Origin of the sequence: Terriglobus sp. 2YAB30_2 (assembly GCF_052114765.1) — a bacterium.
Classification (GTDB): domain Bacteria; phylum Acidobacteriota; class Terriglobia; order Terriglobales; family Acidobacteriaceae; genus Terriglobus.
On record NZ_JBFRFJ010000020.1, the window covers coordinates 69390 to 82992 of the forward strand.

A 13603-nucleotide genomic window follows, 5' to 3' on the forward strand; every position below is an offset into this window, starting at 1 on the left:
ATTTCGTCGAAAACCCAAGAAAAACCGCAAAAAGGCATCCATTCCTGCCTACAATGGCTTCTCACGCCGTTGTTGGAGGAAGGCTCGTCATGGCTGCTCGTCCTTACTGGTCCGGTCACATTCAAATCTCCCTGGTCTCATTCGCTGTCAAACTCTTTGTCGCTACGGAATCCAAGTCCGAGATCCGTTTTCATCAGATCAGCCGTTCCACCGGCGAACGGGTGAAGTACCAGAAGGTCAGCGCTTCTGAGGCAAACGAGTCGACGCCGGCCTCCACGGTTGAGAAGTCCGACATCGTGAAGGGCTACGAGTTCCGCAAAGGCGAATACATTCAGATCGAGCCGGAGGAGATCGCCAATATCCGCATTCCCTCGCGCAATACGATCGCGCTGGAACAGTTCATCGCGCTCGAAGAGCTGGACCCCGCCTTCTTTGAGAAGCCTTACTTCGTGGCCCCGGAAAACACCGCGCAGACAGAAGCCTTCGCCACCATCCGCGAAGCGTTGCGCGGCATGAAGAAGGCCGGCATCGGCAAGATCGCCTTCGGTGGCCGCGAGCATCTGGTCGCCATTGCCGCACCTGCGGACAAAGAGCTCAAGGGTCTGATGGCCTACACCATGCGTTACCAGGAAGAGCTGCGTGATGCGAAGGAATACTTCAGCGAGATCAAAGACGTCACCGTCGAAAAGGACCAGCTCGACCTCGCCCAGGAACTAATCAAGCGCAAGGCGCAGAAGTTCGATCCGTCCAAGTGGCACGATGAGTATGAAGCGGCGTTGCGCGCCATGGTGCAGGCCAAGGTCGACCACCAGCCGCTGCCGGTCGAAGAGGAACACCGGCCGATGGCCAAGGTCATCAACCTGATGGATGCGTTGCGCGCCTCGGTTCACGGCAACAAGCAGGAAGCAGCCCCTGCAGCGGCAGGCCGCAAGAAGCCCGCGGCGAAGGCGACCGCGTCCGATGCGAAGCATGGCATGGAGATCGTGAAAGAGACCAAGGCCGTGGCGAAGAAGGGTGCGAAGAAGAAGTCAGCCTGAGCAGATTGATCATTGAAGAATGGAATGATTGAATAAAGTCCCCGGTGATGAAGAAGCTCCTGCCCCTCCTGCTGACCGCTACCGCTCTGGCCGCACCTGATGCAACACCCAGGCAGGCTTGGAAGAACTTTCATGATCTGCTGCAACAACAGTGCCCGGTGAAGCGCCTTGATCTGATGGCGCCTGCGGAGCTGTTGAACTCCATCGAAGATTACGAAACAACCCTGAGTGCTCCAGACATGGCTCTGGTCGACAAGTACACTACCCGCGCCTGCCGTGATGTGGCAGCGGGAGCTGCATGCACCAACACCGGCTTCCTGCAAGGGGCGATCAAGCTCAACCGGCTGGATCACTTCACAGGAAAGCTCTGTCAGTTGCCGGTGGTGTGCACCGCGCAGTCCAAGTGCACGGTGCCGTAGAGAGAATGCCCTCTCGCGCCTGAGGACGCTAACAGTCCAGAACATGTGCTTGCGATGCCTCTACTTCGTCTCCACGTCCATCAGGTTATCTTCCGGATTGCGGTCTATCAGTTTGCTAGATGGATCGATACCTGCGCGGTTCGGGCGCTTGTCGACGACGAAGTCCACCGGGGTCTTCTCCTGTGTTAGCCAGATCTTCTTCACCTCGATCGGCTCTTCCTTATCTTTCACTCCAGACATCACGCCGACTTCGATCAGATCGTGCAGCGGCTGTGGCGTTTCCTTGCCGTCACCGTCGGCATACATCTTCTTCGCGCTGACTACTACGTGCACCTTCCACTTGTGATCGGGCGTCTCGGTCACGGTCGCTCTCTCGACCTTGTTGTCGTAAAGCGTGATCTTTTCAAACATATCGGTCACCAGATACTGCAGGTCGGCGGGAGTCTTCTCGCGGAGTGCCGCCACCAGATCGCGTGTGTCCGGATAAGGCGGTCCTTTGAACCTCCACTTGTCGAGCAGGCTCTTCAATGCGGAGTTCAGCGTGTCTTCTCCGATGTAGTCGCTCAGCGCATAGAAGACCAGTGAGCCTTTCTGATACCAGACATACGGCTCGTTCTCCACCAGGGTGATAGGCGGTTCATGCCGCACCTCTCCGGCACGTCCACGGAGGTAGCCGTCAAGTTCATGACGCAGGAACTTACGCATGTTCTTCGTGCCGTACTTTTTCTCCATGACGCGTAGCGCAGAGTACTCCGCCAGGCTCTCCGACATCATGTTCGAACCCTTCACCTGCGCGCCGATCAACTGGTGGGCCCACCACTGGTGCCCAAGCTCATGCGCCGTGACGAAGTAGGTGAAGTCGATATCATCTGGCTTCTCGACCCGGCCGATAAATCCGATCCCCTCGGAGAACGGAATCGTATTTGGAAACGACTGCGCAAAGTTGCGATAGCGGGGAAACTCGATGACGCGGTACTGCTTGAACTGGAACGGACCGAAGCTCTTACCGTAGTAATCCAGGCCGGCCTTCGATGCCGCGATCATATCGTCCACATCGTAAGGATGTTTCTTGTCGTAGTAGACCTCGACATTCACATCGTTGTACGGCTCCGACCTCAGCTCATAGCGACCGGAGTTGTAGTCATAAAAGTCCAGTGTCTCCGTGTCTCCCATGGAGTACTCAAAATAGTTACGGCCCCCCTGTGTCCACTTCCGTTGCAGATATCCCGGCGAGATCGCCGTCTGGTCGCCGCTCGTGCTCACGATGGTGTGGTACTTGATCCAGTCCGAGTCAGGCGTAAACAAGTTGACGTTGGTGTAGTAGGCATCACCGCGCGGAGCCAGCTCTTCAAACGGCCCCAGCTTCTCCTCCCGGCGATAGACCGGGTTTGAAATCTCGGCCCCTCGGTTGTAACCGATGCCTGGCATGTAGCTTGAATCGAAGAACGTACCGTTATAGGCAAGCTGTGCAACCTCGCCGTTATTGCGGAAACCATGCGAGGCATAGCCCACATGGAAAAACATGCGCATCGTCTCACCCGGCTTCAGGGGCTGAGCAAGTTTATAGATGCGATAGCCCAGCTTCTTGTCTTCCAATGCGAGCGAACTGAGGCGATCGAAACTCGCCGCATAAAAGCTCTGCCCCCCGTCGGTCAGATGGACCTCGCCAATCGGCGCATCCGTCTTGTTCTTCAGCCAGAATGTCCCCCACGCATCAAACGTACGCGTCTGGGGAAAGATATCGACCTTCGTATCCACCGCTACGATCTTTGGTTGCGGCAGCTTCTGATACTTCTTGTACTGTTTCTCGTACTCAGCCTGAAGATGGCGGTCCATCTTTGACGTGTGATACCAGTTCAGTACATGCGTGTTGTAGAAGTACCAGACACCACTGGCCGCCGTAAGCGCGGCAAAGACAATGGCATATGGAGCAAGGCCCCTGCGCTGCTTCGCATTTTGCAATCTCTGTTTCCACGCGGTATCTGTACCACGCTGCCCAACCATCATCGCAATTGCGACCAGTAACAACGTCCAGAAGATCCAGTACGCCAGGGACCAGAAGAGACCGGCCTTGAAGTGGCCGTAGCCGTTCATGTCGGAGTATGTATAGGAGGTCGTGAAGTTGAACAGATAGAGACGATCTTCCCATCCCCCTCCCTGAATGAAGCTCGGTACGATGGCGAATGCGATGATGATGGCGTGGCCGAGATACTTGTTGCTGACCAGGCTCTGCACCAGCAGAGCAAACAGGCAGAACTGCGCCACCGTGGGAAAAGTGACGATAAACAGCTCCTGTAGATATTGCACAATCTCAAAGTTGTAATAGCCCGCGATGATCTGGCTGGAGATACCACAAAGCATCACCACAAACAGCAGCACGACTTGAACGCTGCACATGGCAAAGAAGCGACTCCCCCAATCCAGCCACTCATGCGTTGGAAGAGCATCGTGAATCTGCTGGAAGTGTGTATCCCGCTCGCGCCACACCAGTTCCCCGGCATACATGGTCGCCACGATAAACAGGAAGAGCAATGAACTGCCCTCGACCACCTGCAGCATCAGGGCTGTCACCGGCCACACATCGGCATCGTCGATCTTGCCGGCGAAGTGGCTGTTCGCCATCGTATTGATGATCATCACCACGGTGATTCCCCAGAATGGAATCTCCTTGAAGATGTTCTTCATGCGGATGCGCGTCAGGCTGACCACCTGCGCCACGCTGGTCGCGACGCCGAAAATCTGCTGCACCTTCGGCAGAACGATATGGAACCTCGGCCGCGGCGGACCTTCCAGCTCTTCTTCGTCGTCTTTCTGCTTCTTTTTCCGCCCCTTTACGCCAAGGCCCTCGGCTCGCATCGGGAAGAACAGATAGGACGCGGCCACGCAGAGCAAGCCAACACCGGTGTACAGTAACCGGTTCCACAGGAAGACCCCGCTCCAGGTGGGAATAAGGGTGTTCTGCTCAACCACCGTCCAGTAACGTGCAATCGCGCGAATGGTGATAAACCCGACCGGATCGAAGATGCCGGGCCGGTTCAGGTCGAGGCTGCGCGTCGACTGCACGGCAACCAGCAGGATGAGATAGACCGCAAAGAGGGCTACACCCTGCAGGTAGACGACCACGATATTCCGGGTGAGCGCCGCGATGAGGAAGAACAGGCTCCCGATAAAGAGGACCTGAATCACCGGATAGTCAATAAAGAGCTTCAGGTACACCAGCAGCAGATGGCCATTCACCGGCAAGACACGCGTCGTGTCTGTCCACCACGCGAATGAGCCCAGCACCTCGCCCACGACCAGGCCGAAGAAGATGCCGATCGTCGTCAACATCGAGCCCAGCCAGCGGCCGCCCAGATACGCAAACTTTGAGATCGGCTTGGTAAAGAGCAACTGATAGGTGTTCTGCTGAAAGTCGCGCAGAATCGATGGACCGAAGATACCCGCCATCAGCAGCACGCCAAAGAACGACAGGTTCAGCATCATGCGCAGGCAGGCATAAGGACCGTTCAGCATGACCTTACCGGCACCGACAAAGCCGAACGAGTCCGGGGCCGCGATCGACAGAAACGCAATCAGGCCGAAGACAACGAAGTAGACGTACGTGGAAATACTCTTCAGCCGCAGCTTCAGCTCAAACGAGAGGAAACTCAGAAACAGACTCATCGTCATCTCTCCCGGTTAGACAACCTTCTGGTGGCGCTTCAGATTGAGGAAGTACACGTCCTCAAGATCGCTCTCAACCGGCGTGAACCCATCCCCCGGCGCCGACTCCGCATAGACACGCACCTGATGAAGGCCGGCGGTCATCTGCGTGGAGATCACGTCGAAGTGCGCCTGCACCTCGTTCATCTCCTCTTCGCTTCCTACCAGATGGCTGTAGATACGGCCTCTCAGCACTTCCAGCGCCTCGTTCGGCGAACCCTCCAGAAGCACTTGCCCTCCGGCGATGATCGCCATACGCGGGCAGAGCTCCTTCACGTCGTCCACAATGTGCGTCGACAGAATCACTACCGTGTTCTGGCCGATGGAGCTAAGCAGATTGAGAAAGCGGTTGCGCTCCGCCGGATCGAGACCGGCGGTCGGCTCGTCCACGATGATCAGCCGCGGCTTACCTAACAGCGCCTGCGCGATACCGAACCGCTGCTTCATACCGCCGGAGTATCCGCTGAGCGCCTTCTTCCTTACATCCCACAGGTTGGTCTGCTTCAGCAGCGCCTCTACCTGGTCCTTTCGCTCTCCGGCGTTGGTAATTCCCTTCATCACCGCCAGGTGATGCAGCATGTCCAGGGCGCTCATCTTCGGGTAGACACCAAACTCCTGCGGCAGATAGCCAAGCACCCGGCGTACTGCATCCTTGTTCTGCACTACATTTAGCTCATCCAGCCAGATCGCACCTTCGTCGGGATCCTGCAACGTCGCGATGGTACGCATGAGGGTCGACTTCCCCGCGCCGTTCGGCCCCAGCAGGCCGAACATATTGTTTCCGATCGTCAGGCTCAGACTCTTGAGAGCCTGCACGCCGTTTCCATATGTCTTGGAGATGCCTTCAATGCGCAGCGACAAGGTTCTGCCTCCGAGGGAGTTTGGTATGACACCCACCATATCGTCCTCCGGAGAAGGGGCAAACTGTTTTCTCATCCAAAGGGCTGTTACCCTCATCCCCACCGCGGCATCTGATTCCAACATGGCCACGAAAAAAGCAGCGAAGCAATCCAGAACACGCAAAACTACCGCCAAGGCCACGGCGAAGCGTATGCCAACGGCCTCTTCGGTAGTCGACGAGCAGCTTGCGAAGTATCGCTCCATGCGCGACTTCGGTGTCACCGACGAGCCTGCCGGCGGCCACAAAACCGCCAAGCCCAGCGAGCTGCCGTTCGTCATTCAGAAGCACGCCGCCACCCGCCTGCACTATGACTTCAGACTCGGCTGGAACGGCGTGCTGAAGAGCTGGGCCGTTGCCAAAGGGCCAAGCTATGTCGTCGCCGACAAGCGCCTTGCCGTCGAAGTCGAGGACCACCCCATGGAGTACGGAGGCTTCGAGGGCATCATCCCCAAGGGGCAGTACGGCGGAGGCACCGTCATGGTATGGGACCACGGCACCTGGGAGCCGCAGCCGGGGCATAGTTTCGATGAAGGCCTGAAGAGCGGGTCGCTGAAGTTCATCCTGCATGGCGAAAAGTTGAAGGGAAAGTGGGCGTTGATCCGTATGAAGGGCGGACGGTTCGCCGGCGACACCAAACCTGGCGCCAAGCCCAACTGGCTGCTCATCAAGGAACACGACGACTTCGAGCGCGGGCCGGACGATCCGCCGGTAACTGAAGCTGAGCCGGACTCGGTGGTTACGGGCCGCTCCCTCGAACAGATCGCCGCCGCCGAAGATCATGTCTGGAACAGCAAGGAGACCAGCACCAGCGACCAGCCCTGGCACAAGCAGCCCTCGAAGGCGCCTGAGGAGGCTCCTCGCAGTCCCAAACCACCCGGCAAGGCCGCAAAAAGCGCAGTCTCACTCGGGAAGCTTCCCAAGGAGGAGCTTCCCGATTTTTTGAAGCCGCAGCTCGCCATAGAAGCTTTCACTCCGCCAACCGGCGCCAACTGGATTCATGAGCTCAAACTCGACGGTTATCGCATCCAGGCCCACATCGACCACGGCAAGGTAAAGCTATTCACCCGGCGCGGACTCGACTGGACACATCGCATGCGTCCTGTCGCCACCGCTCTGGCCAAGCTTCCAGTCACCACCGCCATTCTCGATGGAGAGCTCTGTGCTGTACGTCCGGACGGCACCACCAGCTTTGCCGATCTGCAGGCTTCCTTCGAGCATGGCGAGCGACGGCCGCTCACCTACTTCGTCTTCGACCTGCTGCATCTCGACGGTCACAACCTGCGCGAGCTGCCACTGCTCGAACGCAAGGCCATAGTCGAGAAGCTGCTGACGCAGCTGGACCATCCACAGATCCAGATCTCGCAGCATCTGCAGGGCGACGCGAATGCCATCTTTCAGAACGCCTGCAGCCTCCATGCTGAAGGCATCGTCGCCAAACGCGGCGATGCACCCCATCGCGCGACACGCTCGCCGGAGTGGCTGAAGCTGAAGTGTATTCGCCAGCAGGAGTTTGTCGTCGGAGGCTTCACGCTCCCCTCCAATGCCATTCACGGCGTAGGTGCACTCTTACTTGGTTATTACAACGACCAGAAGCAGCTTATCTATGCAGGCCGCACCGGCACAGGCTTCGATGCCAAGACTCATGCGATGTTGCGCGACAAGCTAAATGCGTTGCGACAGGCGAAGCCTGCTTTCCAGCGGGTCCCAAGCGAAGCCCAGAAGGGCGTGCTCTGGGTAAAGCCCGAGCTCGTCGCTCAGGTCACCTTCACTACCTGGACCGCCGACAATCTCATACGACAGGCCGCCTTCCAGGGCCTTCGCGAAGACAAACCTGCGGAAGAGGTGCGCCGCGAAGAGCCAACGGTCGCTCCCTCCGCGAAGCAGGAGAGAGGGAGGATGCCGATGACACAAGCAGCTATAAAACCCACGACGCAAAGTTCCATTGCAGCCCGAGTGGCGACGAAGAAGAAGACAACCGAAGACTCCGCGCCTGTCCGCCTGACGCATCCCGATAAGATTCTCGACGCCGCCAGCCACCTCACCAAACAGCAGCTCGCTAACTACTACTGGGCGATCGCACCGTACATGCTGCCCCACATCACCAATCGCCCGCTATCGCTGGTGCGATGCCCTGAAGGCTCCGGCAAACCTTGCTTCTTCCAGAAGCATGTGAATCACACGCTGCCTCCAGGAATTACGGGAACTCCTGTACCTGATAAAAAGACCGGCAAGATCGAACAGTACATCACCCTCTCCACACCGGAGGCACTCGCCGGCCTGGCACAGATGGGAGTGCTCGAGGTCCATCCCTGGGGATCACAGAACGACGATCTGGAACGGCCCGACCGCATCGTCATCGATCTCGATCCCGACACGGCAATCTCATGGAGCACGCTTTGCGATGCTGCCGCAGACGTACGCGATCGCCTGAAGAAGCTTGGCCTTACCTCCTTTCTCAAGACCACGGGAGGTAAAGGGCTGCATGTCGTCATTCCCATCAAGCCGAAACACGAGTATGCGGCGGTGAAAGAGTGGGCGCATGAGTTCGTGCTGCAGATGGAGCGCGACAATCCGCGGCTCTATCTCAGCAAGATGAGCAAGGCGGCACGCGCGAACCGTATCTTCCTGGACTATCTCCGCAATGAACGAGGAGCCACGGCGGTGGCTCCGTTCAGCCCACGCGCCCGCGAGGGGGCGCATGTCTCTCTCCCGCTTCCATGGACTGATCTCAAACTTCCTGAGAGACCTGTCTTTACGGTTGTCGACTTTGAGACATGGAAGCCGCGGCTTAAGCGTGATCCGTGGAAAGAGATGGGGAAGGTAACGCAGCAGTTGGCGATTTAGAGCAGACAGACATTTTGTTTGTCATTTCGTTGCGAATCAGGTTCCTTGCTTTGTAGCGAAGCGCGCTCCTTGCTTTATTGCACTGATCAACTGGGTGCGCGACGCGCACATCCTTTCGCACCGCAGGTGCGAATGCCTTGCTTAAGGGGACGGCTTCAGCCGTCCCGTACGAAGCCATAGAGACGGCGGCTTTAGCCGCTGAGGTCAGATCCATCCACCCTCGAAGTACTACATCTCGCCGCACATTTCCTGTTTGTCATTTGTAGCGTCTGCTTCTCCGACAGACAGCCCTCAGCGGCTAAAGCCGCTTGCTTTGCGCAGCATGTGTTCGCACGGCTGAAGCCGTGCGCTTAAGCAAGACAATCGCGCGTAGCGCGATACCCCTTTGTCGCCGCTTCGCGGCGACAAAGGAGTGGATGAAACAGGTCCTTCGCCTGCGGCTCAGGATGACAATCCGCGCGAGCTACGCGCTTTCGGTTAGCACGGTCTTAACGCTTTAACTTTTAACTTTCAACTTTTAACTCTTCACCCCAAACCCATACACCGTCTCCGACTCGAAGACCTCTCCCGACCGAAGCACGACCGATGGGAAGTGGGCATGGTTTGGCGAATCGGGAAAGTGCTGTGTCTCAAAGCAGAAGCCGGTCCGGAAGGTATAGACCTTGCCGAAGCGGCCGACCAGCACACCCTTAAGATTGTTGCCCGAATAGAACTGGACTCCCGGCTGTGTCGTCGTCACAGTGAGCGTGCGTCCGCTCTCGGGCTCGTGTGCCTGTGCCGCCACGCGCATCGTCCCCGGAGTTCCGTTCAGCACCCAGGTATGGTCGTAACCCTTAGCAAACTTCAACTGTTCGAACTCCGCATCGGCGCGGTCTGCAATTGCATACTCGGTGCGGAAGTCCATTGGTGTTCCTTCGACCGGAGCCAGTTCGCCCGTCGGAATCGACGTCGCATCCGTCGGTACAAACGCATCCGCGTTGATGACGATGCGTGTGTTGGTAATGTCGCCGCGGTCGTCGCCACGCAGATTCCAGTAAGCGTGATTGGTGAGATTGACCACGGTCGTCTTATCGCTGGTCGCGCGATAGTGGATATGCAGATCGCTTCCCTTCAGGGTGTAAGTCACCGTGACCGTCATCGTCCCCGGAAAGCCCATGTCGCCATCCGCCGAGACCAGCGAGAGCTCAACGCCATGCGGCACCTCCTTCGCCGTCCACAGCTTCTTGTCGAAGCCCTGCGGTCCACCATGGAGTGCATTCTGCCCGTTGTTCTGGGGAATCTGGAATGTCTGACCGTCGAGATTAAACCGGCCGCCGGCGATGCGGTTCGCGACCCGTCCAACCGTAGCGCCGAAGAACGCCGTATCGTGCAGCCACTCTTCCAGCGTGTCGTAGCCCAACGAGATGTGAGCCATCTCGCCATTACGGTCCTTCGTCTTCACGCTGACCAGGCGGCCGCCCCAGCTCATCACACGAGCCTCAACCTGCTCGCTCTTCAGCGTGAAGATCTCTACCTGTGATCCGTCCGGCAACGTGCCGAAGACAGCCTTGCTCACTACAACCTCTCCACCCATCCCTAAACCTCATCCTTTTTCGGTTCGATTCTCTACGCGAACATCCCTAGACTCTAGAGCATTGTTCCTGTTGCTGGGTATCCCGGGAGGAGCGTGCAGCGGCGTTTTCATTGCAGAAAACGCCCATTAGAGCATTTCTCCTAATGGAGTAGAGCGGAGTTTTGGCTGTTGGTGCCCTTTTCCGCGAAGAAAACGGCATTCGCAGATTTTTCCAAAGCTACTGTATTAGGAGAAATGCTCTAGATACACCGGCCCTGCGCTACACCTACAGGAAAAATGCTCTACCTCCCACTGTCGACTTCAGGGAATCCCGTCTGTTTCCAGCGACTTCCGTCTTAGATTTCGTTGTAACTTCGAACGATTTCCGTAAAACGGGCTCCAAACTCCTTGCCACCCCTCATCCCCGTCAACTATGCTCTGACCGGAGGGCCATACTGGTCTGACCAAAAATCCTCTTGGAGACCATCGCATGGCTGCCGTGACTCGCCCATCGAACTCGTCCAACCTTCGTTGGGTTGTCTGCTTCCTTCTCTTCCTTGCGACCACAATCAACTACATGGACCGTTCGGTCTTTTCGTTGATTGAACCCGTCCTGCACGGTGTCTCCTTCATGGGTTGGAACCCCGCGGCCGATAAGTTCCATCAGCCCGTCTTCGACAACAACTTCGGCAATGTCGTCATCTTCTTTCAGATCGCCTACGGCATCGGCCTGCTGATCTCCGGACGCGTTGTGGACCGGCTCGGCACCAAGGCCGGCTACGCCATAGCGATTGCCGTATGGGGTCTGGCCTCGATGAGCCACTCCCTGGTGACCTCGGTCGTTGGTTTCTACATTGCGCGCGTCTGCCTGGGTCTGGGCGAAGCCGGTAACTTCCCTGCGGCCATTAAGGCCACCTCCGAGTGGTTCCCCTCGGAAGAGCGCGCTCTGGCAACGGGCATCTTTAACTCCGGCACTAACTTCTCCTCCCTGGTTGCCCCGCTGTTGGTCTCTGCTGTGACCGCGCGTTTTGGCTGGCGCTATGCCTTCGTCGCTACCGGATCCATGGGCGTGGGCTGGCTTGTACTGTGGCTGCTGTTCCCCTATGGCCGCCTGCGACCTTCGCAGGACACGCTGACGCAGCAGTATGTTGCACTGCCCGCGGAGAAGCAGGGCTTCCTCTCTATTCTGTTCACGCGGCGCGCCTGGGCCTTTGCTCTCGGTAAGGGACTTACCGATGGCGTCTGGTGGTTCTATCTCTTCTATCTGCCGCAGTTCCTCAACCGGAACTATGGGCTCGATCTGCGCGCGCAGTACTGGTTCCTGGTCACGGTCTATCTGTTCTCGTCGGTGGGCTCCATCTTTGGCGGTGCGCTCTCGGGCATTCTGATGAAGCGCGGGTTCTCCATCAACGCCGGCCGAAAGACGGCCATGCTCTCCATGGCCATCTCCGTCATTCCGATCGTCTTTGTGCCACACGCCGGCTCACTGTTCGCCAACAATCCATGGCCGGCCACTGCGCTCTTCGCTCTGGCTGCGGCTGCGCACCAGGGCTGGTCCGCCAATCTCTTCTCCACCACCGGCGACATGTTCCCTTCGAGCGCTATCTCGACCGTCGTCGGCTTCGGAGGCGCGATGGGCGCACTGGGCGGCGCCGTCTTTACCGCTGTGGTCAAGAAGAACCTCTCGCTGCACCCGACGCTAATCTTCACCATGGCCGGCACTGTGTACCTTCTGGCCCTCGTGATCATTCATCTGCTGGTGCCTCGGATGGGACGCCCGCTCGAAGCCACCGAATAGGTTGAACCAGTTCGACCATTCCCCGGACCAAAGTGGTATGCTTCGATCGACCGCAAGGACTTGAATAGAACCATGCCGACGAAGACATCCAACAACCGCACTGCGGCGAAACCACACTCGCAGCTCACCATGCAGGTGGTGGAGCACGTCCGTTCCCTGATCGCGCGTGGCGAGCTGCGCCCCGGCGATCGCCTGCCGCCTGAGCGCGAACTGGCGAAGAAGCTGGATATCTCCCGCTCTTCGCTCCGTGCCGGCATCGGATTTCTATCGGCTATGGGTGTGTTGAAGTCGCGGCACGGCGCCGGCACCTTCGTCTCCGACGGCCCTCCAGCCCTGGACCGCAACTCACTCAATGTCCTGGGAGCGCTGCACGGCTTCCTGCCCTGGCAGATGTTCGAGGCACGCCTTGTGCTGGAAGCGGACCTCGCCGCACTTGCAGCCGAGCGCGCCACTGACGAGCACATCGCGGCCCTCGCCGAAGAGGTCGCCGAGATGTACGCCTCTCTGGAGCAGCCGCAGGAGTACCTGATCCACGACGTACGATTTCACCGCACCATCGCTGTGGCCGCGGGAAACCCCATCCTGGCCACGCTGATGGAGACCATCACTGCGGCCCTGTATGACGTCCGTTCGAAGACTGTGGCACAGTCAACCGACCGCAAGGAGTCAGCGGAGATGCACCGCGCCATCTATCGTGCGATCCGCGCGCGTAATCCGGAAGGAGCACGCGATGCCATGCGTGAGCACCTCTATCGCGCCCGCGCCTCACAGGATATGGAAGTGCCTACCAGTGCCACCGAAGGCGCGGCCAAGCCGGGATCGAACTAAGACAGATCGGCCAATTCGTTTTGTTTGTCAGGAATTTTGGGGTGTTTCTAGCCCACCCTAGCGTTGCGAGGGTTCACCCCAGCGAACGAAGTTCACTGGGGACCCCGAGGTGGGGCACCCGGGCAGAGAAAACGAGAGAAAAAGCAGATTTCTCCGCTACGCTCCGAAATGACAAACAAAGAGTGTCATGCCACTAGACTAAGCGCTGAAGGCGCGTTCCATACCAGCCTGGGCAACGCCCCAGGTACGGAGGTTGGGGAATGCTAAGAGGGCTGAAGGCCCGATCTATAATCCCGAATCGCCGCATGCCACAGTCTCTAAACGAAACAGTTGTGAACCGTTGTATCCCCATCAAAAGCGATGCGGGTGGATTGAAGGCTGCTTTATAGGGCGGGCCTTCAGAGTCTGTGTGAGTACTTGCTTTTCGGGGTTATTTATACGAGAAGAGAGTATGTCACGGTATTTGCCCTATTCGCCGGAGCAAGGGTACCTGGTGCCGCCTCGAGTGGATGAAGTTCTGAG

The 13603-nt window shown here is 58.0% G+C and carries 8 protein-coding genes; 5 read left to right on the forward strand and 3 right to left on the reverse strand.

All coding sequences use genetic code 11. The annotated features are described in order from the left end of the window. Nucleotides 1-89 precede the first annotated feature (89 nt). Together ku and AB4Y89_RS21865 are read left to right on the forward strand one after the other, a co-directional pair. A complete protein-coding gene (ku, locus tag AB4Y89_RS21860; RefSeq protein ID WP_442303061.1) occupies nucleotides 90-1037 on the forward strand; it encodes a non-homologous end joining protein Ku in 948 nt (315 codons plus the stop codon). A 47-nt stretch (nucleotides 1038-1084) separates the two neighbouring features. Beyond that, entirely contained in the window at nucleotides 1085-1456 is a 372-nt protein-coding gene (locus AB4Y89_RS21865) for a hypothetical protein (protein ID WP_442303062.1), read from the forward strand. 60 nt (nucleotides 1457-1516) lie between these two features. Here the strand turns inward: AB4Y89_RS21865 and AB4Y89_RS21870 are convergent, their stop codons facing one another. Then, a complete protein-coding gene (locus AB4Y89_RS21870) occupies nucleotides 1517-5119 on the reverse strand; it encodes a M1 family aminopeptidase (RefSeq protein ID WP_442303063.1) in 3603 nt (1200 codons plus the stop codon). 15 nt (nucleotides 5120-5134) lie between these two features. Then, nucleotides 5135-6058, reverse strand: coding sequence for an ABC transporter ATP-binding protein (locus tag AB4Y89_RS21875; RefSeq protein ID WP_442303064.1), 924 nt, complete (start codon nucleotides 6056-6058; stop codon nucleotides 5135-5137). An 82-nt stretch (nucleotides 6059-6140) separates the two neighbouring features. Between AB4Y89_RS21875 and ligD the strand changes: the two genes are divergently transcribed. After that, complete coding sequence (gene ligD / locus AB4Y89_RS21880) at nucleotides 6141-8903, forward strand: DNA ligase D (protein WP_442303065.1); 2763 nt, start codon at nucleotides 6141-6143, stop codon at nucleotides 8901-8903. A 517-nt stretch (nucleotides 8904-9420) separates the two neighbouring features. On the opposite strand, the gene AB4Y89_RS21885 is transcribed toward ligD, so the two are convergent. Further along, nucleotides 9421-10458: an aldose epimerase family protein gene (locus AB4Y89_RS21885; RefSeq protein WP_442303066.1), complete on the reverse strand. Its 1038-nt coding sequence runs from the start codon at nucleotides 10456-10458 to the stop codon at nucleotides 9421-9423. A 487-nt stretch (nucleotides 10459-10945) separates the two neighbouring features. On the opposite strand from AB4Y89_RS21885, the gene AB4Y89_RS21890 reads away from it, so the two are divergent. Next, nucleotides 10946-12253, forward strand: a complete 1308-nt coding sequence (locus AB4Y89_RS21890; RefSeq protein ID WP_442303067.1) for an MFS transporter — start codon at nucleotides 10946-10948, stop codon at nucleotides 12251-12253. A gap of 72 nt (nucleotides 12254-12325) precedes the next feature. After that, entirely contained in the window at nucleotides 12326-13081 is a 756-nt protein-coding gene (locus tag AB4Y89_RS21895) for a FadR/GntR family transcriptional regulator (protein WP_442303068.1), read from the forward strand. Nucleotides 13082-13603: the final 522 nt, after the last annotated feature.